Origin of the sequence: Caballeronia sp. J97, from assembly GCF_905220305.1 — a bacterium.
In the GTDB taxonomy this organism is placed as follows: domain Bacteria; phylum Pseudomonadota; class Gammaproteobacteria; order Burkholderiales; family Burkholderiaceae; genus Caballeronia.
The window spans coordinates 14,510-40,506 of record NZ_CAJMZL010000048.1 but is presented as its reverse complement, the minus strand read 5'-3'; the positions used below and the strand labels follow the sequence as shown (position 1 = coordinate 40,506).

Annotated in this window: 25 protein-coding genes; 13 read left to right on the top strand and 12 right to left on the bottom strand. The window is 63.9% G+C overall.

What is annotated here, in order from left to right:
* Positions 1-162: 162 nt before the first annotated feature.
* From U4Y90_RS33990 to U4Y90_RS33965, 6 genes are all read right to left on the bottom strand, one after another.
* Positions 163-642, bottom strand: coding sequence for an Lrp/AsnC family transcriptional regulator (locus U4Y90_RS33990; RefSeq protein WP_321801310.1), 480 nt, complete (start codon positions 640-642; stop codon positions 163-165).
* A gap of 4 nt (positions 643-646) precedes the next feature.
* Complete coding sequence (doeB, locus tag U4Y90_RS33985; protein WP_321801301.1) at positions 647-1,669, bottom strand: N(2)-acetyl-L-2,4-diaminobutanoate deacetylase DoeB; 1,023 nt, start codon at positions 1,667-1,669, stop codon at positions 647-649.
* A gap of 4 nt (positions 1,670-1,673) precedes the next feature.
* A complete protein-coding gene (gene doeA / locus U4Y90_RS33980; RefSeq protein WP_321801299.1) occupies positions 1,674-2,900 on the bottom strand; it encodes an ectoine hydrolase DoeA in 1,227 nt (408 codons plus the stop codon).
* Between the two features lie 11 nt (positions 2,901-2,911).
* A complete protein-coding gene (locus U4Y90_RS33975; RefSeq protein ID WP_321801297.1) occupies positions 2,912-3,916 on the bottom strand; it encodes a cyclodeaminase in 1,005 nt (334 codons plus the stop codon).
* A 4-nt stretch (positions 3,917-3,920) separates the two neighbouring features.
* Entirely contained in the window at positions 3,921-4,886 is a 966-nt protein-coding gene (eutB, locus tag U4Y90_RS33970; protein WP_321801296.1) for a hydroxyectoine utilization dehydratase EutB, read from the bottom strand.
* Between the two features lie 79 nt (positions 4,887-4,965).
* The gene (locus U4Y90_RS33965) at positions 4,966-6,363 is read right to left on the bottom strand and encodes a PLP-dependent aminotransferase family protein (RefSeq protein WP_321801295.1); all 1,398 of its coding nucleotides are present in this window, start codon (positions 6,361-6,363) and stop codon (positions 4,966-4,968) included.
* Between the two features lie 235 nt (positions 6,364-6,598).
* Between U4Y90_RS33965 and ehuB the strand changes: the two genes are divergently transcribed.
* The 6 genes from ehuB to U4Y90_RS33935 all read left to right on the top strand — a co-directional run bounded on the left by ehuB (position 6,599) and on the right by U4Y90_RS33935 (position 11,798).
* Positions 6,599-7,453 carry an ectoine/hydroxyectoine ABC transporter substrate-binding protein EhuB gene (gene ehuB, locus U4Y90_RS33960; protein WP_321801293.1) on the top strand — a complete coding sequence of 285 codons (855 nt, stop codon included), beginning with the start codon at positions 6,599-6,601 and terminating at the stop codon, positions 7,451-7,453.
* Positions 7,454-7,503: 50 nt separating this feature from the next.
* A complete protein-coding gene (ehuC, locus tag U4Y90_RS33955; protein ID WP_321801292.1) occupies positions 7,504-8,187 on the top strand; it encodes an ectoine/hydroxyectoine ABC transporter permease subunit EhuC in 684 nt (227 codons plus the stop codon).
* Entirely contained in the window at positions 8,184-8,852 is a 669-nt protein-coding gene (gene ehuD / locus U4Y90_RS33950) for an ectoine/hydroxyectoine ABC transporter permease subunit EhuD (RefSeq protein ID WP_415749443.1), read from the top strand. The genes ehuC and ehuD overlap by 4 nt, the downstream gene beginning before the upstream one ends.
* A 73-nt stretch (positions 8,853-8,925) precedes the next feature.
* Positions 8,926-9,750 carry an ectoine/hydroxyectoine ABC transporter ATP-binding protein EhuA gene (gene ehuA / locus U4Y90_RS33945; RefSeq protein WP_321801290.1) on the top strand — a complete coding sequence of 275 codons (825 nt, stop codon included), beginning with the start codon at positions 8,926-8,928 and terminating at the stop codon, positions 9,748-9,750.
* A gap of 76 nt (positions 9,751-9,826) precedes the next feature.
* Positions 9,827-11,389 (top strand): FAD-dependent oxidoreductase, encoded by a 1,563-nt coding sequence (locus tag U4Y90_RS33940; protein ID WP_321801289.1) that lies wholly within the window; start codon positions 9,827-9,829, stop codon positions 11,387-11,389.
* A gap of 28 nt (positions 11,390-11,417) precedes the next feature.
* On the top strand, positions 11,418-11,798 hold the full coding sequence (locus U4Y90_RS33935) for a DUF3175 domain-containing protein (protein WP_321801288.1): 381 nt from the start codon (positions 11,418-11,420) through the stop codon (positions 11,796-11,798).
* 67 nt (positions 11,799-11,865) lie between these two features.
* Here the strand turns inward: U4Y90_RS33935 and U4Y90_RS33930 are convergent, their stop codons facing one another.
* The gene (locus U4Y90_RS33930) at positions 11,866-12,048 is read right to left on the bottom strand and encodes a hypothetical protein (RefSeq protein WP_321801287.1); all 183 of its coding nucleotides are present in this window, start codon (positions 12,046-12,048) and stop codon (positions 11,866-11,868) included.
* 274 nt (positions 12,049-12,322) lie between these two features.
* Here U4Y90_RS33930 and U4Y90_RS33925 point away from each other — a divergent pair, with 274 nt between their 5' ends.
* Together U4Y90_RS33925 and U4Y90_RS33920 are read left to right on the top strand one after the other, a co-directional pair.
* Positions 12,323-13,642 carry a PQQ-dependent sugar dehydrogenase gene (locus tag U4Y90_RS33925; protein ID WP_415749442.1) on the top strand — a complete coding sequence of 440 codons (1,320 nt, stop codon included), beginning with the start codon at positions 12,323-12,325 and terminating at the stop codon, positions 13,640-13,642.
* Positions 13,643-14,101 (top strand): hypothetical protein, encoded by a 459-nt coding sequence (locus tag U4Y90_RS33920; protein ID WP_321801286.1) that lies wholly within the window; start codon positions 13,643-13,645, stop codon positions 14,099-14,101. It abuts the gene before it with no gap.
* 18 nt (positions 14,102-14,119) lie between these two features.
* On the opposite strand, the gene U4Y90_RS33915 is transcribed toward U4Y90_RS33920, so the two are convergent.
* The 3 genes from U4Y90_RS33915 to U4Y90_RS33905 form a co-directional block, all read right to left on the bottom strand.
* Positions 14,120-16,312 (bottom strand): hybrid sensor histidine kinase/response regulator, encoded by a 2,193-nt coding sequence (locus tag U4Y90_RS33915; RefSeq protein ID WP_321801284.1) that lies wholly within the window; start codon positions 16,310-16,312, stop codon positions 14,120-14,122.
* 140 nt (positions 16,313-16,452) lie between these two features.
* Positions 16,453-17,310, bottom strand: a complete 858-nt coding sequence (nadE, locus tag U4Y90_RS33910; RefSeq protein WP_321801282.1) for an ammonia-dependent NAD(+) synthetase — start codon at positions 17,308-17,310, stop codon at positions 16,453-16,455.
* 58 nt (positions 17,311-17,368) lie between these two features.
* Complete coding sequence (locus U4Y90_RS33905) at positions 17,369-18,571, bottom strand: ammonium transporter (RefSeq protein WP_321801280.1); 1,203 nt, start codon at positions 18,569-18,571, stop codon at positions 17,369-17,371.
* A 353-nt stretch (positions 18,572-18,924) separates the two neighbouring features.
* Between U4Y90_RS33905 and U4Y90_RS33900 the strand changes: the two genes are divergently transcribed.
* On the top strand, positions 18,925-19,674 hold the full coding sequence (locus U4Y90_RS33900) for a crotonase/enoyl-CoA hydratase family protein (RefSeq protein WP_321801305.1): 750 nt from the start codon (positions 18,925-18,927) through the stop codon (positions 19,672-19,674).
* Between the two features lie 12 nt (positions 19,675-19,686).
* Positions 19,687-20,337, top strand: coding sequence for a phosphoribosyltransferase (locus U4Y90_RS33895; RefSeq protein ID WP_321801278.1), 651 nt, complete (start codon positions 19,687-19,689; stop codon positions 20,335-20,337).
* Here U4Y90_RS33895 and mdeB read toward each other — a convergent pair.
* Entirely contained in the window at positions 20,334-23,042 is a 2,709-nt protein-coding gene (gene mdeB, locus U4Y90_RS33890) for an alpha-ketoglutarate dehydrogenase (protein WP_321801276.1), read from the bottom strand. The two genes, U4Y90_RS33895 and mdeB, sit on opposite strands and share 4 nt — an antisense overlap.
* Positions 23,043-23,180: 138 nt before the next feature.
* Between mdeB and U4Y90_RS33885 the strand changes: the two genes are divergently transcribed.
* From U4Y90_RS33885 to U4Y90_RS33875, 3 genes are all read left to right on the top strand, one after another.
* Positions 23,181-23,711 carry an Lrp/AsnC family transcriptional regulator gene (locus U4Y90_RS33885; RefSeq protein WP_321801274.1) on the top strand — a complete coding sequence of 177 codons (531 nt, stop codon included), beginning with the start codon at positions 23,181-23,183 and terminating at the stop codon, positions 23,709-23,711.
* A 158-nt stretch (positions 23,712-23,869) separates the two neighbouring features.
* Positions 23,870-24,682, top strand: a complete 813-nt coding sequence (locus U4Y90_RS33880; RefSeq protein WP_321801272.1) for a mechanosensitive ion channel family protein — start codon at positions 23,870-23,872, stop codon at positions 24,680-24,682.
* 82 nt (positions 24,683-24,764) lie between these two features.
* A complete protein-coding gene (locus tag U4Y90_RS33875; RefSeq protein ID WP_008353004.1) occupies positions 24,765-24,929 on the top strand; it encodes an FmdB family zinc ribbon protein in 165 nt (54 codons plus the stop codon).
* Between the two features lie 4 nt (positions 24,930-24,933).
* Here the strand turns inward: U4Y90_RS33875 and U4Y90_RS33870 are convergent, their stop codons facing one another.
* Positions 24,934-25,836 (bottom strand): LysR family transcriptional regulator, encoded by a 903-nt coding sequence (locus U4Y90_RS33870; RefSeq protein WP_321801303.1) that lies wholly within the window; start codon positions 25,834-25,836, stop codon positions 24,934-24,936.
* Positions 25,837-25,997 lie beyond the last annotated feature (161 nt).

Below are 25,997 nucleotides of genomic sequence, written 5' to 3'. Positions count from 1 at the left end.
GACGCGAATTCGGGATTCCACGAGAGCCGTGGTGAACACAGCAGCAAAGTAAGCAAAGAAAGTGACTGCCGCCCCGCACAGGGGCAGTGCTAATAGACCACCGCGAATACGGGATCCAGCGAAAAAGCCCCCAAGCCCCCGCCCCCCGGCGACAAGAAAAACTCAACCCCCTTCATCGCCCCAACCCAGCCCCCCTTCCGCAACATCCTTCACGACCTTCGTGACGATATAAGTAAAGTACCTCTCGATCCCAACCTCTTCCACAAGCAACGAATCGATGAAACGCTGATAGTGATCGATATCCCGCGCCACGACGTGCATCACATAATCCACGCCCCCTCCCGTCGCATAACATTGCACGACTTCCGAAGCCCCCGCGACGCGCTCTTCGAAGCGCCGCATATCCTGCGCCGTATGACGCGAAAGCGTCACCTCAACGACGATACGGCTGCCCTTGAAAGCAGCCGTCCAGTCGATATCCGCGCGATAGCCCTTGATGAGCCCGCTGTCCTCGAGTTTCTTCACGCGCTCCCACGCAGGCGAGATCGACAGATTGACCTCCTCCGCCAGGCGCGATTTCGTGATGCGGCCATCCCGCGCGAGAATGCGCAAGATGGCCAGGTCGTAGCGGTCGAGCTTGATCAACTTACACGCTCACAGCAATGTTGCGTTCGACGATATCCGCAATCACCGCCACGGTATCGCCCGTTTGCACGAGGCCCGGAAAATGCCGCGCCGCAAGCAATCCGTCCCGCTTCGCACGATAGTCGACCGGCGCCGCGCCCGTGCGCGTGATGTCGTACACGCGCGCAAGCACATCGCCTGCCTTCACCATGTCGCCGAGATCGCGGCACATTTCGAGCAGACCCGTATGCTCGCTCGTCGTGTAGCAGGAACCATTCGGCATGTCGAGCAGTGTCGTCGTGCGCGCTTCGCCGCTGACCACTTCCTTGTCGATGATGCCCGCACACGCGAGAAAGCCATACACGCCGCGCTCCGCAATCGCGACGCTCTTCGCAGTCGAAGAGCCGCCGCCGCCCAGCTCCGTCGATACGAACACCTTGCCCGCCTCTTCGGCCGCGCTGTCATAAAGACCGACGCTGTCGAGCTCCAGCATGCGCATCGAATACGGCGCGCCGAATGCGCGCATCGCGGCTTCGCAACGCGACTGCTGCTTCGCGTCGTTCAGCACGTGAATCGCCGCGAACGGCAGGAAGTCCAGCGTGCGTCCGCCCGCGTGAATATCGAGCACGTAATCGGCAAGCGGCAACAGATGACGCTGGAAGTAATCCGCGATCTTTTCGGTTACCGTGCCATCGGGTTTGCCCGGAAAGCTGCGGTTCAGGTTGCCCGCATCGATCGGCGAAATGCGCGAACCCGCGCGAAACGCGGGATAGTTCATGAACGGAACGACGATCACGCGCCCATGAACATCGCTTGCCTTCAACGTCGACGCGAGCTTCGCCAAAGCGATCGGCCCCTCGTACTCGTCGCCGTGATTGCCGCCCGTGAGCAGCGCGGTCGGCCCGTCGCCGCGCTTGATCACGGTGACCGGAATCATCACGGCGCCCCATGCGGAATCGTTGCGCGAGTAAGGCAGCTTCAGAAAGCCGTGCTGCTCGCCCTCGGCGTCGAAATCCACGGTGGGGCTGATCGGTGACGCGCGCATCGTGCTACTCCTTCACGAACAATTTGCGAGGCGTGTTGCAGAAGGTCTCGACGCCGGTATCGGTAATCAGGATGCTCTCCGTGATTTCGAGGCCCCAGTCGTCGAGCCACAGGCCCGGCATGAAGTGAAACGTCATGCCGGGTTCGAGGACGGTCTTGTCCCCCGGACGCAAACTCATCGTGCGCTCGCCCCAGTCCGGCGGATAGCTCGCCCCGATCGGATAACCGCAACGGCTGTCTTTCTCGATGCCGAACTTGCGCAGCACCGCAAAGAACGCGTTGGCGATATCCTCGGTCTTGTTGCCCGGCTTCGCCATCGCAAGGCCGGCTTCAATGCCTTCGACGACCGCTTTCTCGCCTTCGATGAAGTGCTGCGGCGGCTTGCCCAGATACACCGTGCGCGAAAGCGGACAGTGATAACGCTTGAAGCATCCCGCGATTTCGAAAAACGTGCCCGCGTTTTCCGTGAACGTCGAGTCATCCCACGTGAGATGCGGCGCGGCGGCGTCGGAGCCGGTCGGCAACAGCGGCACGATCGCCGGATAGTCGCCGCCATAGCCTTCGACGCCGGTGATGCCCGCCTCGTAGATCTGCGCGACGAGATCGCTCTTCTTCATGCCCGGTTCGACCTTGTCGAGAATGCGCGCATGCATCTTCTCGACGATGCGCGCCGCGACGCGCATGTATTCGATCTCGCGCGGCGACTTCACCGCGCGCTGCCAGTTCACGAGCGCGGTCGCATCGACGAACTTCGCGTTCGGCAGATGCTGTGTCAGCGACGCATACGCCTTCGCGCTGAAGTAGTAATTGTCCATCTCCACGCCGATGCGCTTCTTGTCCCACCCACGCGCGGCGATGACTTCAGCGGACAGGTAATCCATCGGATGGCGCACCTGAGATTGCACGTAATGATCAGGATAGCCAATGATATTTTCACGGGACATGAACACCGTGCGCTTCGCGCCGTTCGCGTCCTGGCCGCGCCCGTACCAGACCGGCTCGCCGTCCATCGCGAGCAGCACGCACTGATGCACGTAGAACGACCAGCCGTCGTAGCCGGTGAGCCACGCCATGTTGGTCGGGTCGGTCACGATCATCAGATCGATGCCTGCCTTCTCCATCGCGCGCCGCGTCTTCGCAATGCGCGCGTCGTACTCGCCGCGCTCGAACGGGAGGCGTACCACGGGCGCCTCTCGTTCATCCGGCTTCGTCTGTTGCATGATTTCGGACATGGTCCCCTCTATCAAGCGGTCACATCGTTGTGGAAAATGGTTCCTGCCTGCGCTGCGCGCGCACGCTGAACCGCGAGCGTCGCTATCGCGGTGTCCTGTGCGCCGGTGCCGGTCAGATCGCACACGGTGATTTCGTCGTCGCTCGCGCGGCCCGGCGCCTTGTTCGCGATGACCTCGCCGAGTTCGGCAAAGGACCGACCCGCATCGATCACGCCTGCTTCGATCGCGTGATGCAGTTCGCCCAGCACGCGCACCTGCTGCAAGCGGTCGCACACGTAGCGCGCTTCGGCAAACACATCCGGCGCGATTTCGTTCTTGTGCTCGGCATCCGATCCCATTGCGGTGATATGCAGGCCGGGATGCAGATCGCGCGCATGAATCAGAGGCTCGCGGCTCGGCGTCGTCGTGATCGCGATGTCGGCGTTCCGGAGCGCCAGATTGACGCTGTCCGCGACGTCGCACGGCAAGTCCCGGCAATCGCGCGCGAACTGATGCGCGCTCCTGGCATCGCGCGCCCACACGGTCACGTGCTCGATCGCGCGCACCAGACGCAATGCCTTCAGTTGCAGACGCGCCTGCTCTCCCGCACCGATGATCGCCACGCGCTTCGCATCCTTGCGCGCGAGCCAGCGTGCCGCGACCGCGCCCGCCGCCGCGGTGCGCACCGCGGTGAGATAGCCGTTGTCGAGCAACACGGCTTCGGTCAGACCGGTGCGCGCGGACAGCACGAGCATCAGGCCATTCAGACTCGGAAGACCGAGCGAAGGATTGTTGAAAAAGCCTGGGCTCACCTTGATTGCGAAGCTCGAAAAGCGCGGCAAATAAGCGGTTTTCACGTCGACTTCGCCCGCGTGCTCGGGAATGTCGAGACGAAGGATCGGCGGCATCGCGACGGCTTCGGTCGCGAGCGACTTGAACGCGGCTTCGACTTGCTCGATTGCGTCGAGGTCGAGCGGCACGAGCTTGCGCAGTTGCGCCTGGCCGAGCAGCACGGTGGAGGTATCGATGTTGGACATGAGTTCAGGCCGCTCCGATCAGGCGGCGATGCGTTTCGATATCGATGTTGCTGCCGCTCACGACGACGACGATCGGCCCGTCTTGCGCCTTCACCGAGCCGTCGATCAGCGCCGCGATGCCGACCGCCGCCGCGCCTTCGACGACGAGCCGTTCCTCGCGATACGCGTGCACGATGCCGCGCGCGATGGAAACTTCGTCGAGCAGCACGACCTCGTCGATGAGATCGCGCGTCATCGCGAAGGTATGGCGGTTCTCGAGGCCGATGCCGCCGCCGAGCGAATCGGCGAGCGTATCCAGCTCATCGACGAACACGGGCTTGCCTGCCGCGAGACTCGCGTGCATCGCGGCGCCGCGTTGCATCGACACGCCGATCATCTTCACGCCGGCGCGAATGTTCTTCGCCGCGAACGCGACGCCGCTGAAAAGCCCGCCGCCCGACAAGGGCACGACGATGCTCGCCGCATCGGGCAGCGCTTCGAGAATCTCGAGGCCGATGGTGGCTTGTCCCGCGATCACGCGTTCATCGTCGAAAGGCGGCACGAATGCATACCCTTCCTCGCGCACGAGCCGTTGGGCTTCGACCTGCGCATCGTCCTGGCTCTTGCCGACGATGACGACGCGCGCGCCGAGCGCGGCCACCGCGTCGACCTTGTTCTTCGGCACGAGCGAGGACATGCACACCGCCGCTTCGATGCCGAGCTCGCGCGCCGCGTGTGCGACCGCGCGGCCATGATTTCCGGTCGATGCCGTGACGACGCGCTTGCATCCTTCCTCGGCGATCTGTGCGAGCGCGTTGGTCGCGCCGCGCAATTTGAAGCTGCCGGTAGGCTGCAGCGTTTCGAGCTTCAGATGCACCGGCACGCCCGCGACGCGCGAAAGCGACGGCGAATGGACCAGTGGCGTGACGAGCGCGCGGCCTTCGATGCGCTGGCGGGCGCGGTAGACATCGGCGAGCGTGAGTGCGGACATGTGCGGCTGAGTGCGTTGAAGCTGACGATGAAACTCAGTCTAATGTCCTAAAAAATCGTTTTCGATTGTCCTAGTTCATTTAGTTGAAGTCGTGCACGTGCGGGTACTGGCCGAAGACTTCGCGCATCGTTTCAATCGCGCTGCGGAACGTGCCTTCGCCGACTTCCGCGCCCACGCAAAGCCGCACCGCATTGGGCCGGTCCGCGCCGCGCACGAGGAAAGGATCGGGCGATGTCACCGCGATATTGCGATTGCGCAGCTCACGCGTGATACGTTCCGCTTCCCATTCGTCGGGCACGCGCAGCCATACCGACAGCGCGTTGGGATGACTGCCGAGCACGTACTCGCCGAGCACTTCGCGCACGACGCTCTGACGCGCCGCGAGCCGCTCGCGCTGAATCTGCACGAGACGCTGCGCCGTGCCGTCCGTGATCCAGCGCGCGGTGACTTCCGCAATGGGCGATGTCGCCATCCAGCAACTCACGCGCAGCACGCTTTCCGCGCGCAACGCGAGACGCCGCGGCACCGTCATGAAGCCGGTGCGCAGGCCGCTCAACACCGACTTCGTCATGCTCGTGCAATAAAACGCCAACTCGGGAATGAGGCTCGCGATGGGTGTCTGCGTTTTCGCGGGCAACGCGCCGTAGACATCGTCTTCGATCACATAGACGCCATAGCGCTCGGCGATGCGCGCAATCGCGCGGCGGCGCGAATCGGGCATCAACGCGACCGTGGGATTGTTCAACGTCGGCGTGCAGACGAGCGCGCTCACGCGCTCGCTGTCGCAGACTTCCTCGAAGTGCTCGGGGCGAATGCCGTACTCGTCGATCTCGAGTCCCTTGAGCGTAAACCCCAGCACGTTCGCCGAGCCGATCACGCCGTGATCCGTGAGGCTCTCGCACAGCACGGTATCGCCGGGACCGACGATGCTCGCCAGCGCAAGAAAGATGCTGTGCGCGACGCCGTTGGTGACGAGCAGCGTCTCCACTTTCGCGGGCATATTGAGCGACGCGAGCCATTCGACGCCCGCCTGACGATGACTGTCGAAGCCCGCGATCGGCCGGAACGCGCGTATCCACGGCTGATCCTCGATGGTCGAGAGGGTCGCGCAAACCTTGCGCCACATCGCGTCATGCTCGGGCGTATGCACGATGCGCGCGATCGAGAAGTCGACGACCGAGCGCTCGGCGGTGTCGAGCATGTAATTCGACATCGTTTCGGTCACGCGCGCGGTGACGAAGCTGCCGCGTCCGACCTCGCAACGAATCAGCCCTTGCCTTTCCAGCTCCTTGTATGCGTTCGTGACGGTCTGCACGCTGATCGCGAGATCGGCCGCCACTTCGCGCTGCGGCGGCAAACGCTCGCCCGAGGCGAGCGCGCCGCTTTCTATGTCGGCGGCCATCGCCTTGACGAGCCGCTTGTACTTGGACTGCACGCCCTGCACCGTGCGCACGGCGTCGCGCCATCTTTCATTCACTTCCCGCTCCTCGCATGCCTGGTTCCATGCGCAATAGTGGCGCAAAAGCGCGCGGGAAAATAATTGTCCTAGAGCAATCGGAACAAATATATGGCTTTGTATTCTGCGTCGGTGGCTGCAATGCGAGTGGCTTCAAAGCCCTGCGGAATAAGGGTTTTCTCTGCCTCTCGCTGTTTCGCCGCGATGGATTGCCCTCACTCGACCACGCTTGAAGAACCATTACTACGGGAACGATATGAACACGAAGCGACTGTCTGGAATGCTGGCAGCGGCGTGCGTCGCGGCAGCGAGCCTTGCCGCCCATGCCACGAGCGCAAGCGCGGAAACCACGTTGCAGCGCATCCAGCGCACCGGCGAGGTGCGCATCGGCTACGCGAACGAAACGCCTTTCGCGTACACGACACCCGACGGCACCGTGACCGGTGAATCGCCCGAAATTGCAAAGAAGGTGTTCGCGAAGCTCGGCGTGAAGAAGGTCGATGCGGTGCTGACCGAATGGGGCGCGCTGATCCCGGGCCTGAAGGCCGGCCGCTTCGATGTGATCGCGGCGGGCATGTACATCACGCCCGAGCGCTGCAAGCAAGTGGCGTTCGCGGACCCGCAATACCAGATACCCGACACGTTGCTGACGATGAAGGGCAACCCCAAGAACCTGCACAGCTATGCCGATGTCGCGAAGCAACCGGACACGAAACTTGCTGTGATGGCAGGAACGGCGGAGCTGGGCTATGCGCGCCAGGCAGGCATCAAGGATGACCAGATCCTTCAGGTTCCGGACACCACCGCGCAATTGCAGGCCGTGCGCGCGCGCCGCGCCGATGCGGCCGTCGGCACCGCGCTGACGATGAAGGGCCTCGCCGGAAAGGGCGGCTCGTCGGTCGAAGCGATCAGCCAGTTCAACGACGATCCGAAGCACACCGGTTATGGCGCGCTCGCGTTCCGCCCCGAAGACGCCGATTTGCGCGACGCCGTGAACAAGGAACTGCATCAGTGGCTCGGCACCGACGATCACCTGAAGACGGTCGCGCCCTTCGGCTTCGACAAGTCCAATGTGACGACGAAGAAGGCGCCGGAACTGTGCGCCGGTTAAACATCGATGCATAGCGACGCGCAACGTTCATCCATTTGCGAGGAACCGTCATGAGCGACCTCAATGAGCTTCTCCCCCTGATGATGAAGGGCACCCTCGTCACGATCCAGATCGCCGTCATCAGCATCCTGCTCGCGATCGTCATGGCGGGTGTCGCGACGGCGTTGCGCGCCGCGCCATACCGCGCCGTGCGCTGGGCCGGCAACGTCTATGTCGAAGTGTTTCGCGGCACGTCGCTGCTGGTGCAGTTGTTCTGGCTCTTCTTCGTGCTGCCGCTGCCGCCGTTCAACGTGCAGCTGACGCCCTTCACGGTCGCCATCGTCGGGCTCGGGCTGCACTATGGGGCATACGGCTCGGAGATCCTGCGCGGCGCGCTGCGCTCGGTGCCGGGCGGGCAATACGAAGCAGCGCTCGCGCTGAACATGCCGGCCGCGGCGCGGCTGCGCCGCATCGTGCTGCCGCAGGCGATGATCAACGCGCTGCCGCCCGCGACCAACCTGATGATCGAGCTGTTGAAAGGCACGTCGCTCGTCTCGCTGATCACGCTCTCGGACCTCACGTTCCGCGCGCGCCAGCTCGACGAAGCGACCTTCAAGACGGCGGAGATCTTCGGGCTCACGCTTCTCATCTACTTTGTGCTCGCGCAGGTGATCGTCGCCGTGATGCGCGTGTTCGAGCGGCGCGTGAGCAGTCATGTCGCGATTCGCCGCAGTGTTCCGAGGGCCGCATCATGACGTCGCTGGGTCAGCTCTTCGATGTGAAGTACGCGCTGCATATCCTGCCCGAGCTCGCGCGCGCGGCGACCTATACGATCGGCATCACGCTGGTCGGCTTCGCGATCGCGCTCGTGCTCGGCCTCGTGCTCGCGATCATGCGGCGCAGCGATTTCGCGCCGCTCGCGAAGACGACCGCGTTCTTCATCGAGTTCATTCGCAGCACGCCGCTCCTGATTCAGGTGTATGTGCTCTTCTATGTCGCGCCGCTCTATGGCTTCACGATGTCCGCGCTGACGGCGGGCACGCTCGGCATCGCGGTGCACTATGCGTGCTATGTGTCCGAGGTGTATCGCGCGGGACTCAACGGCGTCGCGCGCGGACAGTGGGAAGCATCGTGCGCGCTGTCGCTCAATCCGTGGCGCACGTATACGGGCGTGATTCTGCCGCAGGCGATTCGCCCGGTGATCCCAGCGCTCGGCAACTATCTCGTCGCGATGTTCAAGGACACGCCGGTGCTTTCCGCGATCACCGTCGTCGAACTGATGCAGCAGGCGAAGAACATCGGCTCCGAGACCTTCCGCTATCTCGAACCGATCACGATGACCGGCATCTTCTTTCTCATCATCAGCGTGACGTTCGCCTCGGGCGTGCGTCATCTCGAACGGCGCGTGAGGCTGCCATGATCGTCAAGCCTCGCGTATCGACCACTCAGACCCCGCTGGACGGCGCACGGTAATGCAACTCCAGGAGCAGCAGATGAAACGAGACCTCGACCCGGCGCTCGGCGCGGCAGCCGAAGCCAGCGCGAACACGCCGATGGTGCGCTTTCGCAACGTCACCAAACGCTACGGCCCGCTTACCGTGCTCGACGGCCTCGATCTCGATGTCGCGCCGAACGAGAAAGTGGCGATCATCGGGCCGAGCGGCTCGGGCAAGTCCACCTTGCTGCGCGTGCTGATGACGCTCGATCCGCTCACCGACGGCGTCATCGAAGTGGATGGGCAACCGCTCACGCACGAAATGCGCGGCGGCAAGCTCGTGCCCGCATCGCCGCGACATATTCGTCAGGTGCGCAGCAAGATCGGCATGGTGTTTCAGAGCTTCAATCTCTTTCCGCACATGACCGCGCTCGCGAATACGATCGAGGCGCCGATGAGCGTGCTCGGGCTGTCCAGAAAGGAAGCGACCGAGCGCGCCCGCGAACTGCTGTCGATGGTGGGTCTTGCCGAGAAGTGCAATCACTATCCGTCGCAGTTGTCGGGCGGTCAGCAGCAGCGCGTCGCGATCGCGCGCGCGCTCGCCATGCGCCCGAAGATCATGCTGTTCGACGAAGTGACCTCCGCGCTCGATCCCGAGCTTTGCGGCGAGGTGCTCAACGTGATCCGCCGTCTTGGCGCCGAACACAACCTGACGATGTTGATGGTCACGCATCAAATGGGCTTCGCAAAAGAATTCGCCGATCGCGTGTGCTTCTTTTCGCAAGGCAAGATCATCGAGCAGGCGCCGCCGCAGCAGTTCTTCTCCGCGCCGCAGCACGAGCGCACGCGACAGTTCCTGCGCGCCGTGACCGAGGCGCTTTGATCGGGCGTCATTTCGCGGTCCGATAATTGCTTCGCGCTCTCCGTATGGCCCGATGCTTCAGCCAACGGAGAGTGCGATGTCCCCCACCCTGCATAAAGTCGCGCGCTTCGCGGACCTTTCCGCCGAGCGCGGCACACGCGTGTGCGTCAAGGACAACGACGAGAACGCGAAGGCAATCCCCATTTTGCTCGTGCGCGATGGCGACACCGTGCGCGCCTACACCGCCGAGTGTCCGCATGCGGGCGGCCCGCTCGACGAAGGCGCGATCTGCAACGGGCGCATCGTGTGTCCATGGCACAAGGGCACATTCGAGGTGCGCGACGGAAGTCTCGTCGAACCGCCGCCTTTGAAAGCGTTGACGCGTCATGAGGCGACGATCAAGGATGGCGACGTGTACGTGTCCGCGCAACCCGTCGACAGCGGCGAGGCGACGAAGAAGCAGGGCGGCGCGAGCCGGACCATGCTCATCGTCGGCGCGGGCGCGGCGGGCGCGGCCGCATGCGCCGCGTTGCGCGAAGCCGGCTTCGATGGGCGCATCGTGCTCGCGGGCGGCGATGCGCGCGAGCCTTACGATCGCACGTCGCTGAGCAAGTTCACGCTGGCGGGCGACATGCCGCCCGACGACGTCCCGCCGCTCCTCGACGACGACTTCTTCGCGAAGCACGACATCGAGCGCGACGAGTCACCGGCGGTCCGTCTGGACGCAACGGAGAAGCGCGCCGAACTCGCGAGCGGACAGAAGATCGATTACGACGCCGCGCTCGTCTGCACCGGCGGCGTTCCGAAGCCGCTCACGATGCCCGGCGCGAATCTGGAACACGTGCATCTGCTGCGCACGCGCGAGGATGCACGCGCGATCCTCGCATCGCTCGAAGGACGCAAGCGCGCGGTGATCGTGGGAGCGAGCTTCATCGGGCTCGAAGTCGCTTCTTGTTTGAGGAAGCGACGGATCGACGTGACCATCGTCGCGCCGGGCAAGGTGCCGTTCGCGAAGCAATTCGGCGAACGCATCGGCGGCATGTTCAGGAAACTGCACGAAAAGAACGGCGTGACGTTTCATATGAATGCGCGCGTCAGTGCATGCCGGGGCGGCAACGCGGTCAGCGAAGTCATCCTCGATTCTGGCGAGAAGATCGCGGCCGATGTCGTCATCGCCGGCACGGGCGTCGAGCCGGCGACGTCGTTCTTGTCGGGTGTCGCGCTCGCGGACGATGGCGGCATCGACGTCGATGCATCCATGCTCGCCGCGCCCGCGCTCTACGCTGCCGGCGATATCGCACGGTTTCCGTTGCCACGCTCGAATCAGATCGTGCGCATCGAGCACTGGCGCGTCGCGCAGCAGCATGCGCGCGTCGCCGCCTACAACATGGCGGGCAGCGCGCTTCAGTATGTCGGCGTGCCCTACTTCTGGACGTATCACTACGAGAAGACTTTCGACTATCTCGGGCATGTCACGGAGCCGGACGGCATCGAAATCGACGGCGATCTGGACGCGCAGCACTTCATTGCCTATCTGATGAAGGATGGACATGTGGGCGCGGTCGTCGCGTGCGAGCACGATGCCGCCGTGTGCCGTCTCGCGGAAGCGATGCGCGAGCCGCTCACGCTCGCGCACGCGCGTCGCATCGCGGACGCGTGAGCATCGGAAGGAGCGTTGAGGCAAGGCTATGGCAACGAGCACGAGAACGCCAAAGAAAAAGACCTCGACCGGCAAGCGGACCGGCACGCGGCAGCGGCATGCGCTCGCGCACGCCCGCAAGAAACCGACGCGGTCGACGCATCGCTGGTCGCATCATGTGATGGAAACGAGCGATGCAATGGATATTCAGCGCGATATCTTCAAGACCGGCAACGCGCAGGAAATCGCCGACTCGCTCAAGCGATCGTCGGCGCGCAGCACGCGCCGCAAGGGTTCGCCGTTTCAATCGGCGATGTCGATGCTGAACTTCTATATCAATCGCGCGGGACGCAATCTGCCGAAGTCGCGCAAGAGTACGCTGGAACGCGCGAAAAAGCGCCTGCGCGAAGCATTCGGACGCAAGCCCTGAAAAAATCGCGCGCGGCCCCGCCGAAACGGGACCGCGCGCGTTGCTTGCTACCGCTTCGCGAACACGATCAAGGCTGACGTTGGCCGTCCTTCTGTTGCGGTTGCGGCTGATTTGGCTGCCGCTGGCCGCCCTGCTGATCCTGTTGCGGTTGCCCCGGTGATTTTTCTTGCTGGCCAGGCTGCCGCTGCGACTCATTCGACTGATTCGGAGACGACGGCTGGTTGCCCATCTGCTTCTGGTTTTCGCTCATGAAGTCCTCCTGCGGTGATTGAATCCGCGGCTCGCGCCGCATGATTAGCTCAGCATCCCGCGTACCAGAACCCGCATGCCCATGTGAAAGAAGCGCCGACTCCCGATCGCCGCAACGCGTGGGCAAAAACTGCCCGACGAATGCAAGCCTTGCAAGGCAATGAGGAACGTCGTTTGCTTCGGTACGAGACGGTGATGATGCAAAAGCCTCTGCCGACACATTCTGTGCGGCATAGCGGCTGAATTGCTCTCTCCTCTCTCGTCAGGAGTCACGCTTGAATTCGCACTCGAATCGTCGTGTCCGCAATGCCGCATTCGCACTTTTGCTCGCGAGCGGCGTGGCCGTCGCCGACGACTACCCGCAAGGCTTCGGCCCCGATCCGACCCTGCCCGCACCGCACAAATCGCTGCTGCCGACGGTCAACATCGCGCCGGCGAAACCGTGGGCGCAAGGACAAAAGCCCATCGCGCCCGCAGGCTTCGACGTGACCGCGTTCGGCTCAGGCCTGGAACATCCGCGCTGGCTCGCGACGCTGCCCAACGGCGATGTGCTCGTCGCCGAAAGCAACGCGCCCGCCAGGCACGACGAAAACGCCGGCATCAAGGGCTTCGTGATGAAGAAGGTGATGAAGCGCGCGGGTGCGGCGGTGCAAAGCCCGGATCGCATCATGTTGCTGCGCGATGCCGACGGCGATGGCGTCGCTGAAACGCGCACGGTGTTCATCGACAAGCTGCATTCGCCGTTCGGCATGGCGCTCGTCGGCGACGATCTTTACGTCGCGGATACCGATGCGATCCTGCGCTTCAAGTACGAAAACGGCGCGACGCAAATCACGACGCCCGGCGAGAAGTTCATGGATTTGCCGGCCGGCGACATCAACCATCACTGGACCAAGAACATCATCGCGAGCCGCGACGGCAAGAAGCTCTATGTCACGGTCGGCTCGAACAGCAACGTGGCAGAGAACGGCATCGGCGCGGAGAACGGCCGCGCCGCGATCATGGAAGTGGATATCGAATCGAAACAATCGCGGCTATTCGCAACGGGTTTGCGCAATCCCAATGGCATGTCGTGGGAGCCGCAAAGCGGCGCGCTCTGGACGGTGGTGAACGAGCGCGACGAACTCGGTAATGAACTCGTGCCGGACTATCTCACGTCGGTAAGAGATGGCGCGTTCTATGGCTGGCCATACAGCTATTACGGCCGGCATGTCGATGATCGAGTGAAGCCGCAGCGCGCGGATCTGGTGCAATCGGCGATCGCGCCGGACTATGCGCTCGGCGCGCATACGGCTTCGCTCGGGCTCGCGTTCTACGATGGCAAGGCGTTCCCCGAGCGCTATCGCAATGGCGCGTTCATCGGCCAGCACGGCTCGTGGAATCGCAAGCCGAGAAGCGGCTACAAGGTGATCTTCGTGCCCTTCGACAACGGCAAGCCCTCGGGACCGCCGGAGGATATCCTGACGGGCTTTCTGTCGTCGGATGGTCATGCGCTCGGGCGGCCCGTCGGCGTGGCGGTCGACGGCAAGGGTGCGCTGCTCGTCGCCGACGATGTCGGCAATACGGTATGGCGGGTCGCGCCCGCCGCGAAGTGAATGGCCGCGAAGAAGCCGCAAAGCCGCGCGCGGAGTCTGTTCGCGCTCGCGGAAAAACAGATCGTCGGGCTCTACGATGCGGGCGTGATGTCGCCGGCGGTGCTGCATCATGTCGTCGCGGCGTATGCGGATAGCGGCGTCGACTGGAACGAGGACGGCGCACTGCAAACCGTCGATGGACATACGGTGCACGAAGCCGTCGTGCTCGTCATGATGCCCGGCCGCGCGCTGAAGAATGCGCGCAAGGATTTCTTGTCCGTGGTCGACCATCTCGCGGGCAGCGAGCCTCGGACGCAAAACGAAGGAGCGCAAGACGACGAAGACCTTCTGAGTCAGTTGAGCGGCCATGCATCGCCTTCGCGTTCGAAGACGCGGGACGCGAAGAAGAGCACGCAAACTGCGGAGCCGAAGCGTGCTGGCTTCAACCCGCTCGTCGGCGCGCGAGCCGTGCGGAAGTAACGAAAGCGCCACGTGCGCTCAATGCGGCACGCCCGGTGCGATCAATGCCAGCAAATCGTCCATGTCGAAGGGCTTGGCGAGAATCGGCACGCCCAGATGCTTCGCGCGCTCCAGTTCGTCGGCATAACCCGTCATCAGCACGAGCTTCTGCGATGGCAGGCGCTGCATGATCTGCTCGGCCAGATCGATGCCGTTCATGCGGCCAGGCATCTGCACGTCCGACAGCACGAGGTCGAAGCCGTAGCCCTCGCCCAATAGCGCAAACGCGGCGTCCGCGCTCTCCTCGTGATGCACCGTGCAGCCGAACACTTCGAGCACCGCCGTCACGCCCGCCGCGACATCCGCGTTGTCCTCCACCAGAAGCGCCGACGTGCCCCGCAACGACGCCTCTCCATTCGACGCGAGCACGATCGATGTCGCGTCGACATCGGGCGGCACGTAGGCTTTCGATTCCCTCGGCGCCGGTCCATGATGGCGCGGCAGATAGAGCCGCACGGTCGTGCCAGAACCCGCCACGCTCGTGATGCGCGCAGTGCCGCCTGCCTGCTCGCACGCGGCGAGCACCTGCGTGAGACCGAGGCCCGTGCCCGCGACGCCCTGCTTCGTCGTGAAGAGCGGCTCGAACGCGCGTCTCTGAACCTGCTCGGTCATGCCTTCGCCGTTGTCGGTGATCGAGACGAGCACGTATTCGCCATCGGGGATATCCGTCTCCGCGCCGCGCACGCGCGCGTTCTGGCAGCGGATCAGAATACGCCCGCCGTGCGGCATCGCATCGTTCGCATTCACCGCGATATTCACGAGCGCGAGTTCCAGCTCGACCGGATCGGCCATCACGTTCCACAGATCGGGCGACAGCTCCAGCGTCACCATCACGGACGGATGCACCGACTTCTTCACGAGATCGAGCACGCTTCTCAGCCAGTCGGCGGGATCGACGAGTTCGTGTTTCAGCGGCTGCTTGCGCGCGACGCTCATCAGCCGGCGCGCGAGCGATTCGGCGCCGGCCGCGGCGCGTTCCACCGCGAGCACTTCGCTCTCGACGTCGTTGAAGTGCTTGCGTCGCGCAAGCTCCATATTCGATCCGACCACCATCAGCAGATTGTTGAAGTCGTGCGCGACATTCGCGACGAGATTGCCGAGCGCGCCCATGCGCCGCGATTGCCGGCTCGACGCTTCGATGGAAAGGCGCGTCGCGACTTCGGCCTGCCAGCGCTCCCATGCGGCCTGCTCGGCATCGAGGCGTCGAATGGAGAACGCGATCAGTAGCCACACCGCGATGCACGGCACCAGCGCGATCCCCGCGACGAGCGCGAGATTGTTGCCCCAGCGCGCTTCGACGGCGGAGGACGCATAACCGGTCGCGACATAGAGCGGATAGTCGCCCACGCGTCTGAAGGCGAGCAAGCGGTCGACGTGATCGATGCTCGAGCGCATGCGCATGCTGCCGTAGAGTTCGTTGTTGCGCAATGCGTCGGTAAACGGCGTGTTCATTGCAGGTTGCGTGCTGTCCGTGCTCGCCGGAAAGCGCGCGAGGATGTTGCCGTCGCGCCGATACAGCCCGATGACGACCGCGCGATCGCCGGACGCGAGCTCGCGATAGAAGTCGGTGAAATAGCCGCGCTTCAACGCGATCGACACCACGCCGAGGAACCGGCCGTTGCCGCCGATGCGCCCCATCGTGGTCGTGAACACGTCCGAGCGCGCCACCTTGCCGCGCAACGGCAGCGAGAAGTACGTCACGGGCGCGACCGCGCGCGCGGACTGAAAATCGTCGCGCTCCATAATCGATACGGCGGGCGACGGATACCATCGGCTGTTCGCGAGCAGCGCGCCTTTTTCGCCGAACACGGAAATCGCCGCGATCTGCGCGAGCGGGTCGCTCATGTCGTCGAGCGTGCGATGCAGCGCTTCTTCACGGCCCTTGATGAGCGCGTCGTCGCTGTCGCCGAGCAGATCGACGATGCGCGTCTCCAGTTGCTGATTCAGGTCGAAGACCTTCTGCGCATGCTCGTTGGCGACGCGCGTCAGGCGCTCGGTCAGTTCCTGCGCTTCGGCAAAACGGCGCTGATGATCGTAGTAGCCGTATATGCAAAGGCACGCGAGCGGAATCAGGACCGACGCGCACAACACCAGCAGCAACATCTTTCGCATCGACGCGAAATTGCGGGCGGGCAGCGGCAGATCGAGTGTCGCGGTCTCTGTGGAGTTCAAGCGTTGCGCCTTCGAGGAAGTCGACCGCTATATCCTAACCGGCGCGCGCCCGGAACGATATGACCAATGAAAATAGCGCCGGCCAGGCACGGTCGTTCGACGCAGCCAGTGCGTCAGCCGACGCAAGCTTTCATTCCCGTTCAGCGAAGCGCATGTCTGCGCCAGTCGTCGTAGGGCGTGACGGGCAGCGCGCGTTTGTGACGGGTCGCGTCGTAGAAACGATAAATGGTCGTGTAGACCTCGTCGGAAACATGCTTGCCTTCGAGAAAATCGTCGATGTCGTCGTAGCCGATGCCGTAGCTGTCTTCGTCGGGCTTCATCGGCGTGAGCGTCTCGAGGTCGGCGGTCGGCACCTTTCGCGCGACTTCGATGCCCGCGCCGAGCGCTTGTGCGAGCGCGCGCACGCGGCGCTTGTTCAGGCCGTAGAGCGGCAGCACGTCCGCACCGCCATCGCCGAACTTGGTGAAGAAACCCATCAGCGATTCGGCCGCGTGGTCCGTGCCGATCACGACGCCCGAATGCGCGGCAGCCACCGCGTATTGCGCGATCATCCGCTGGCGCGCCTTGATATTGCCGAGCACGAAGTCCTCGTGCTTCTCGTCGCGATACAGCACGCCCGATGCGCCCAGCGATTCGCGCATCGCGTCGGCGGCGGGCTTGATGTCGACGGTGAGCGTCTCGTCGGGCCGGATGAACGCGAGCGCGCGTTGCGCATCGGCTTCGTCGCGCTGCTCGCCGTACGGCAGGCGCATCGCGATGAAGCGCGCGTCGACGTTACGCGCGCGCAGACGTTCGACCGCGAGTTGCGCGAGGCGTCCGGCCGTCGACGAATCCACGCCGCCGCTGATGCCGAGCACATAGGTCTCGAGTTTCTGCGCTTCGAGATAATCGGCGAGAAAGGCGATGCGGCGTTCGCGTTCCGCGTCGAGATCGAAGACCGGTGGCACCTTCAGTTCTTCGATGATGCCGGGCTGGCGGGAGACGTAATCGTTCAACATCGTGTGCTCGCTTGGCTGCAGGACTTCGCTACGCTACCGCAAAGCGCGAGCCCTTGCGTCAGCCCGCCATTTCGCGGTCGGGCGTGGCCGAGATGCGATGGATCGCGAGATCCGCGCCATTGAACTCGGCTTCGCGATCGAGCCGCAGACCGACCGTCATCCTGATCGCGCCGTACACCGCCGCTCCGCCCGCGAGCGCGAGCGCCACCGCGCCCACGGTGCCGATGACCTGCGAGCCGATCGACACCCCGCCGATGCCGCCGAACGCCTTCTGTCCGAAGATGCCCGCCGCGATGCCGCCCCACGCGCCGCACATGCCGTGCAGCGGCCACACGCCGAGCACGTCGTCGATGCGCCAGCGGTTCTGCACGCATGTGAACATCTGTACGAAAAGCACGCCCGCCACTGCGCCGACGATCAGCGCGCCGAGCGGATGCATCAGGTCCGAGCCCGCGCATACCGCGACGAGCCCCGCGAGCGGTCCGTTATACGTGAAGCCCGGATCGTTGCGGCCCGCGAACCACGCGGCCAGCGTGCCGCCGACCATCGCCATCAGCGAATTCACCGCGACGAGGCCGCTGATCTTGTCGACGGTCTGCGCGCTCATCACGTTGAAGCCGAACCAGCCGACCGCCAGCACCCACGCGCCCAGCGCAAGAAACGGAATGCTCGAAGGCGGATGCGCGGCGATGCGCCCGTCCTTGTGGTACCGCCCGTGACGCGGCCCGAGCAGCAGCACCGCCGGCAACGCAACCCAGCCGCCGAACGCATGCACCACGACCGAGCCCGCGAAATCATGAAACGGCGCGCCGAATGCATGCGTCAGCCATCCCTGAATGCCGAAGCGCTCGTTCCACGCCACGCCTTCGAGCAACGGATAAATGAAGCCGACGATCACGCAGGTCGCGAACAATTGCGGATTGAACTTCGCGCGCTCCGCGATGCCGCCCGACACGATCGCGGGAATCGCCGCGGCGAAGGTCAGGAGGAAGAAGAAGCGCACGAGCGCGTAGCCGTTGTGCTCGGCGAGGATATCGGCGCTGTGCATGAACTGCACGCCATACGCGATGTTGTAGCCGATGAAGAAGTACGCGAGCGTCGACACGGCGAAGTCGACCAGGATCTTCACGAGCGCGTTGACCTGATTTTCGCGGCGCACCGTGCCGAGTTCGAGGAACGCGAAACCTGCATGCATCGCAAGCACCATGGCGGCGCCCAGCAGCAGAAAGAGAGTGTCGGTTCCGGATTGAAGTGCCTGCATGATTCGAGCGGTCGGTCTGAAAGAGGCGCTGATAAGGCAAGTTCCGGACCAAGTTGGCGCAGCCAGCATCGAAACGGTGCAGACGCCATGCGCGATGCGGATGAGCATGGTGCAACGTCGACCGGAAAGACATTTTTCGGTGCGCCCGATGTTGGTGCAATGCCCCGCCGCATTGCATCGAATGCACCTTCATCGAGCCAAAAATTTCAGCCCGATGGGTAATCGTAGGGCTATCGCAAGCCTGCGATCGAGTGCGCGCTCGCGCCATGCGGCGACTATTCTGGAATCTGGTCCGCGCAATATTGGAGTGGTCCGTGACCTCTCGCATCGAACGGCTCGGCGAGCATGTGCGCATGGAGTTGCATGCGGGCGATCTGCGCGTCGTCACGGTCGTGCTCGATCGGCCCGCGCGGCGCAATGCTGTCGATCGTTCCGTTGCCGACGCGTTGCGCGAGGCGTTCGAGCGCTTCGACGCGGACGATGCGCTCCACGTCGCCGTGCTGTGGGGCGCGGGCGGCACGTTCTGCGCGGGCGCGGATTTGTCCGCACTCGGCGACGATGCGCGTCGCAACGAGATCCATCCCGATGGCAGCGGCCCCGGCCCGATGGGACCGACGCGGCTCGCGCTGACGAAACCCGTGATCGCGGCGATCGCCGGTCATGCGGTCGCGGGCGGGCTCGAACTCGCGGCATGGTGCGATATGCGCGTCGTCGAGGAACGCGCGGTGCTGGGCGTGTTTTGCAGGCGCATCGGCGTGCCGCTGATCGATGGCGGCACGATACGGCTGCCGCGTCTCATCGGCATGTCGCGCGCGCTCGATCTGATCCTGACCGGGCGCGCGATCGATGCGCACGAAGCGCTCGCCGTCGGCCTCGCCAATCGCCTCGCGCCGCCGGGCGAAGCGCGCAGCGTCGCGGAAGCGCTCGCCTGCGAGCTGGCAGCGCTGCCGCAGGCCGCGTTGCGCGCCGACTTGCGCTCGGCGCGCGAGAACGCGTTCGATGCCGATCTCGCGCGGGCATTGCAGCGTGAAGGCGCGAACGGATATCGCGCGGTCTTCGATGAAGGTCTCGACGGCGCGGCGCGTTTCGTCGCGCGGGACTGAAAGGACAGCGACATGGACTCAGTGTTCGAGAACCGTAGGGCAGCGGGCCGCGAACTCGCGCAGCATCTCTTCGCTTATGCGGGCCGCGATAACGTCACCGTGCTCGCCCTGCCGCGCGGCGGCGTGCCGGTCGCGTATGAAGTCGCGCGCGCGCTGCATGCGCGGCTCGATGTGCTCGTCGTTCGCAAGCTCGGCGTGCCCGTGCAACCGGAGCTCGCCATGGGCGCGATCGCATCCGGCGATACCTTTTACCTCGACGAGCGCATCGTGCAATACGCGGGCGTCACGAAGGGCGAACTCGATAGCGTGATCGCGGAGGAGCGCGCCGAGCTTGCGCGGCGCGAGCGACTCTATCGCAGCGACATGCCGCCGCTCGATGTGAGCGGCCGCGTCGCGATCATCGTCGATGACGGCATGGCGACCGGCGCGACGATGAAGGCCGCGGCCATGTCCTTGCGACACGCGCAGCCTTTGAAGATCGTCGCGGCGCTGCCGGTCGCACCGCTCGATTCGGAGGCGCGCGTGGAAGAAGTCGTCGACGAGTTCGTCTGCGTGATGCGGCCGCATCGATACTTCGGCGTCGGGCAGTTCTACATCGACTTCGATCAGACGAGCGACGACGAAGTGCGCGAACTGCTCGATGCGGCGCGCAAGCATGCTTAACGAAGCCAGGGCGGTTCGTGGGCTTCCTGTGTCTTGCCGTATTTTTCGCGCGCGGCTTTCAGCGCTTCCTTGTCGATGACGCCTTCGTCCACGAGCGACTTCAGCGCGGCGATGACGATCGACACGCGATCCACTTCGAAGAATGCGCGCAACGCCTGACGCGTGTCGCTGCGGCCGAAGCCATCCGTGCCCAGCGTGACGTAGCGCCGCGGCACATGGGCGCGAATCAGTTCGGGCACGGCGCGCACATAGTCCGTCGCCGCGATCACGGGACCGCGCGATCCTTCTAGCGCGCGCGTGACGAACGGCACGTTCGCCTCGTCGTCATTCAAGCGCGCGAGACGCTCGCACGACGCGCCATCGCGATGCAGTTCCGTATAGCTGGTCACGCTCCACACGGCGGCATCGATGTTCCAGTCCTCTTTCAGCATCGCGCGCGCGGCGATCGCTTCGTTGAGAATCGCACCGGAGCCGAGCAATTGCACTTGTGCATCGGCATCGCCGCCGATGCGATAAATGCCGCGCAGAATGCCCTCACGCGTGCGGGCGGCGAGCGCACCGCCGGGCGCGGAAGGCTGCGCGTAATTCTCGTTGGTCACCGTGACGTAGTAGAACATGTCGTTCTGGCGGTCCATCATCTCCTGCATGCCTTCGTCGACGATGGCCGCGACTTCGTAAGCGAACGCGGGATCGTAGGCGCGGCAGTTCGGAATCGTCGATGCAGAAAGATGGCTCGTGCCGTCCTGATGCTGCAGGCCCTCGCCGCCGAGCGTCGTGCGCCCCGCCGTCGCGCCGATCAGAAAGCCGCGCGAACGTTGATCCGCCGCCGCGAAAATCAGGTCGCCGATGCGCTGAAAGCCGAACATCGAGTAGTAGATGTAGAACGGCAGCATCGGCAGATCGTGGACGCTGTACGAAGTCGCCGCCGCGATCCAAGACGACACCGCGCCCGCCTCCGAGATGCCCTCTTCGAGAATCTGCCCGCGCGTGTCCTCGCGGTAATAGAGCATCGAGCCCATGTCTTCCGGCTCGTACAACTGGCCGAGCGGCGAATAGATGCCCACTTGCCGGAAGAGATTCGCCATGCCGAAAGTGCGCGCCTCGTCGGCGACCACCGGCACCACGCGCGGCCCGAGCGTCTTGTCCTTCAGCAGACTGCCGAGCATGCGCACAAAGGCCATCGTCGTCGACATCTCCTTGCCGGATGCATCGAGCGCGAACTGGCCCCACGTATCGAGCGCCGGCGGAGTGACGCCCTGCGACGCCTTCGCGCGACGACGCGGCAGATACCCGCCCAATGCTTCACGACGCGCATGCAGATAGCGCATCTCCGGCGTGTCATCGGCGGGCTTGTAGAACTTGAGCTGCTCGACGTCATCGTCGGAGAGCGGGAGGCGGAAGCGATCGCGGAACTGCTTGAGATCGTCGAGATCGAGCTTCTTCTGCTGATGCGTCGTCATGCGGCCCTGTCCGACCGCGCCCATGCCGAAGCCTTTCATGGTCTTCGCGAGAATCACGGTCGGCTGGCCCTTGTGCGAAAGCGCCTTCGCGTAGGCCGCGTGCAGCTTGCGCACATCGTGACCGCCACGGCGCAAGCGGTCGATATCTTCATCCGACATATGCGCGACGAGCGCGGCGAGCTCGGGGTTCTGTCCGAAGAAGCGCTCGCGGTTATAGCGGCCGTCGTTCGCGGAGAAGGTCTGGAACTGGCCGTCGACGGTATGCGCGAACGCGCGCAACAAGGCATTGCTGCTATCGCGCGCGAACAGCGCGTCCCAGTCCGAGCCCCATAACACCTTGATCACGTTCCAGCCCGCGCCGGTGAACTGCGCTTCGAGCTCGTCGACGATACGTCCGTTGCTGCGCACGGGACCGTCGAGCCGTTGCAGATTGCAGTTGATGACGAACACGAGGTTATCGAGCTGCTCGCGCGCCGCGAGCGACAGCGCGCCGATCGATTCGGGCTCGTCCATCTCGCCGTCGCCGAAGAAGCCCCACACCTTGCGCCCTTCCGTGCGCAGCAGATCACGGTTCTGCAGATAGCGCATGAAGCGCGCCTGATAAATCGAGTTGATCGGGCCGATGCCCATCGAGCCGGTCGGGAACTGCCAGAAATCGGGCATCAGCCACGGATGCGGATACGAGCACAAACCCGGCCCCGCGATCTCGCGCCGATAGTGCTTCAGATGCGCTTCGCCAAGGAAGCCTTCGAGAAACGCGCGCGCGTAGACGCCCGGCGACGAATGCGGCTGAAAGTAGACGATATCGCCGCCGTTGTCGGCATTCGCGGCTTTGAAGAAATGATTGAAGCCGACTTCGAACAGATCCGCCGCCGACGCATAGCTCGCGATATGTCCACCGAGTTCGCCGTATGCGCGATTCGCGCGCACGACCATCGCGAGCGCGTTCCAGCGCAGCACGGCGGCGAGCTTTTCCTCGATGTCGAGATTGCCGGGATAGGGCTGCTGCTGCGATACGGGAATCGTGTTCGCATAAGGCGTCGCGCGCGCCCGCGCCGATTCGACGCCCACCGACAAGGCGTGCTCCGCGAGCCTGTCGAAGAGATATTGGGCGCGCTCGCGACCGACATGCGCGACGACCGCATCGAGCGCCTCCAGCCATTCGGCCGTTTCGCCGGGATCGGTGTCCTCACGTCCCTTGGCAATCGAAAGAAGCTGGGTAGTACCGCTCGACAAGTCGGTCATGGGGCGACTCCGCTTTAGCTGAAGGATGGTTCAAGCATATCCATTGATCCGCAGAATGTGCGTCCCATTTGGCTGCATCCGCGGTTTGCGGTAGTGTGTTTATTCTTCGAAAACGCCAGAAACCGGAATCTTTCGACTATGACGGCAAACGCCAGGCAGCGCCTCGACCGCATCGACATCGGCATACTGAATCAGCTTCAGCAAAACGCGCGCATCACCAATTCGGAACTCGCGCGGGCGGTCAATCTCTCGCCGACGCCCTGCTTCAATCGCGTGCGCGCGCTGGAAAAAGCCGGGCTTTTCAAGCAGCACGTCACCTTGCTGAATCCGGAAGCGCTCGGTCTTTCCATCAATGTCTTCATTCAAGTCAGTCTGGAAAAACAGATCAAGGACGCGCTCGCGCGATTCGAGCAGGCGATCAGCGAACGGCCCGAAGTGATGGAGTGTTATCTGATGACGGGCGATGCCGATTACCTGTTGCGCGTCGTCCTGCCGGACGTGGCCGCGCTCGAGCGCTTCATCCTGGAGCGGCTCACGAAAATGCCGGGTGTCTCCAATATTCGTTCGAGCTTCGCGCTCAAGCAGGTGCGTTACAAGACCGCACTGCCCTTGCCCGCATCCGGGCTGACGCTGCCCGACCCGAATGCCGACGAAGCAGAATGGACGTGATCGTTTCGCGCGAGCGGTCGATCCTTCCGATCAAACTTAAACGTTCCTGTAATTCTTGCGATGACGCGGTGCGTCGTCTATAACTCGTGTGGCCTACGCGGTATGTTTTCCCGGATCGATCTATTCCTTTGTCGAACTGCCACGCGCGCGAGAAAGACATGAACCTAGAAACCGTACGTGTATTCATCATGACACGAGGCGTCGACTTCGCGATCATGGTCATCGGCGCGATTGCGCTGTGGATCATCGGGCGATGGCTCATCAACCTCGTCACGAGCACGATGCGCAAGCTTCTTTCGCGCAACGGCCGCGTCGATCCGACGCTCGCGCATTACCTCGGCTCCATCGTCGGCGTCATTCTCAATCTGCTGCTCGTACTCGCGATTCTGCAGGTCTTCGGCGTTCAGACCACCTCGTTCGCGGCGCTGCTCGCGGGTCTCGGCCTTGCCATCGGCACGGCATGGGGCGGGCTGCTCGCGCACTTCGCGGCGGGCGTGTTCATGCAGGTGCTGCGGCCCTTCAAAGTGGGCGACTTCGTGACGGCGGGCGGCGTAACCGGCACCGTGACCGAGCTCGGCCTGTTCGGCACGACGATCACGACGCCCGACAACGTCGCAGCGATCATCGGCAATAACAAGATCTTCTCCGACACAATCTGGAATTTCAGCCTGCTGCCGCATCGGCGTGTCGAATTGACGGCGAAGATCGCGAACGGCGTCGATCCGCTCGACGCGATCGCGCGCCTGAAGGACGCGATCGCGAAGATCCCGAACGTGGCGACCGAGCCGCCGCCGGATGTCGAAGTGCTGTCCTTCACGCCGGAAGGGCCGCTCTTGTGCGTGCGTCCATACACCAACACGAGCGACTATTGGCAGGTCTATTTCGACACCAATCGCGCGATCATCGAAACGTTCAAGCAAGCTGGCTATCCCACGCCGGAAACGCCGCTCGTGCGCCGCGTCGTGAACTGATTTTCACGCGCGATTGCTGAACTAGAATGAGTGGAACCGGCGCTGCCCGCGCCGGATCACCGGTCGCGCGCGGGAGGATGCCATGCCGACTTATCAATACCGTTGCCAGGATTGCGGCGAGACCTTCGAGCACGCGGAGCACATCGTCGAGCACGCCACGGTGCAGCTCAAATGCCCCAAGTGCGGCAGCGAGAAAGTTGCGCACGCGCCCGCGCCCTTCGTCGCGAAAACCACGAAGAAGAGCTGAAGCGCTATGCCGCGCGGAATCGCACCTCATGCGACGGCAGGCCGCCCAGACCCTGCGCGACGTGATCGATGAACGCGCGCAGGCGCGGCGCTTCGTGACGGCTCGGCGGCCATAGAATCTGGAACACGCCTTCCGTGCGCGTATGCGTGCCGAGCACCGCGCGCAACAATCCGCCTTCGAGCGCGCCCTTGGCGACGAAATCCGGCACGCAGGCGAGCCCCAGGCCGGAGATGCACGCAGCGAGCACGGCTTCCATGTCGTTGAAGGTCAGCGTCGCATGCGGATCGATGGCGAAGGTGTGATCGTCGCGCGCAAAGCGCCAGGGCTCGGCGCGGCCGCTCACCGGCGAACGGAAGCGGATGCACGCGTGGCCTTCGAGGTCGGCGGGCGTCGCGGGTTCGCCGTGACCCGCGAAATAGGCGGGCGCACCCACGACGACCGGACCGTATTGCGCGAGCGGCCGCGCGAGCAATTGCGAATCGGCGAGACGTCCCGTGCGAATCACGGCGTCATAACCTTCCTGCGTGACATCGACGACGCGATCGCTGAAATCGATATCGAGTTCGATATCCGGATAGCGCCGCCTGAATTCCGGCACCAGCGGCATCAGCAGACGGCTGCCGAGCGTCGGCGCGCTGATGCGCAGCCGTCCGCGCGGCGACGAGGTCGAATGGAACAGCTCGCTTTCGGCTTCTTCCAGATCGGCGAGCATGCGTTTGCAGCGCGCGAAAAAGCGCGCGCCTTCATGCGTGAGGCCGATCCTGCGCGTCGTGCGATTGAGCAGTTGCACGCCGAGCTTCGCTTCGAGCCGCATCACGCTCTTGCCCACCGCCGAAGCCGACAGCCCGAGCGCGCGCCCCGCCGCCACGAAACTGCCCGATTCGGCCGCGCGCACGAACGCCACCATGCTGGAGAGACTTTCTGTCGAAGGAGGCGCGCCGGAGGAAGCGCCCGTCAGAGAGCCGTGCGAAGCCTGCGATGGAACGGTCGTCATATTCATGAGCTGGCGAGAAGTAAGGCGCGACGGATTGCGCCTTCTCTTGCATGAACGTCCGCGACGCCGATTTA

Bases quoted from the DNA above. Each gene is read 5' to 3' on its own strand.
- doeB (WP_321801301.1), bottom strand. From the start codon at position 1,669: ATGCGCGCGTCACCGATCAGCCCCACCGTGGATTTCGACGCCGAGGGC.
- doeA (WP_321801299.1), bottom strand. From the start codon at position 2,900: ATGTCCGAAATCATGCAACAGACGAAGCCGGATGAACGAGAGGCGCCC.
- U4Y90_RS33975 (WP_321801297.1), bottom strand. From the start codon at position 3,916: ATGTCCAACATCGATACCTCCACCGTGCTGCTCGGCCAGGCGCAACTG.
- eutB (WP_321801296.1), bottom strand. From the start codon at position 4,886: ATGTCCGCACTCACGCTCGCCGATGTCTACCGCGCCCGCCAGCGCATC.
- ehuB (WP_321801293.1), top strand. From the start codon at position 6,599: ATGAACACGAAGCGACTGTCTGGAATGCTGGCAGCGGCGTGCGTCGCG.
- ehuC (WP_321801292.1), top strand. From the start codon at position 7,504: ATGAGCGACCTCAATGAGCTTCTCCCCCTGATGATGAAGGGCACCCTC.
- ehuD (WP_415749443.1), top strand. From the start codon at position 8,184: ATGACGTCGCTGGGTCAGCTCTTCGATGTGAAGTACGCGCTGCATATC.
- ehuA (WP_321801290.1), top strand. From the start codon at position 8,926: ATGAAACGAGACCTCGACCCGGCGCTCGGCGCGGCAGCCGAAGCCAGC.
- U4Y90_RS33940 (WP_321801289.1), top strand. From the start codon at position 9,827: ATGTCCCCCACCCTGCATAAAGTCGCGCGCTTCGCGGACCTTTCCGCC.
- U4Y90_RS33935 (WP_321801288.1), top strand. From the start codon at position 11,418: ATGGCAACGAGCACGAGAACGCCAAAGAAAAAGACCTCGACCGGCAAG.
- U4Y90_RS33930 (WP_321801287.1), bottom strand. From the start codon at position 12,048: ATGAGCGAAAACCAGAAGCAGATGGGCAACCAGCCGTCGTCTCCGAAT.
- U4Y90_RS33920 (WP_321801286.1), top strand. From the start codon at position 13,643: ATGGCCGCGAAGAAGCCGCAAAGCCGCGCGCGGAGTCTGTTCGCGCTC.
- nadE (WP_321801282.1), bottom strand. From the start codon at position 17,310: ATGTTGAACGATTACGTCTCCCGCCAGCCCGGCATCATCGAAGAACTG.
- U4Y90_RS33905 (WP_321801280.1), bottom strand. From the start codon at position 18,571: ATGCAGGCACTTCAATCCGGAACCGACACTCTCTTTCTGCTGCTGGGC.
- U4Y90_RS33900 (WP_321801305.1), top strand. From the start codon at position 18,925: ATGGAGTTGCATGCGGGCGATCTGCGCGTCGTCACGGTCGTGCTCGAT.
- U4Y90_RS33895 (WP_321801278.1), top strand. From the start codon at position 19,687: ATGGACTCAGTGTTCGAGAACCGTAGGGCAGCGGGCCGCGAACTCGCG.
- mdeB (WP_321801276.1), bottom strand. From the start codon at position 23,042: ATGACCGACTTGTCGAGCGGTACTACCCAGCTTCTTTCGATTGCCAAG.
- U4Y90_RS33885 (WP_321801274.1), top strand. From the start codon at position 23,181: ATGACGGCAAACGCCAGGCAGCGCCTCGACCGCATCGACATCGGCATA.
- U4Y90_RS33880 (WP_321801272.1), top strand. From the start codon at position 23,870: ATGAACCTAGAAACCGTACGTGTATTCATCATGACACGAGGCGTCGAC.
- U4Y90_RS33875 (WP_008353004.1), top strand. From the start codon at position 24,765: ATGCCGACTTATCAATACCGTTGCCAGGATTGCGGCGAGACCTTCGAG.
- U4Y90_RS33870 (WP_321801303.1), bottom strand. From the start codon at position 25,836: ATGGTGGCGTTCGTGCGCGCGGCCGAATCGGGCAGTTTCGTGGCGGCG.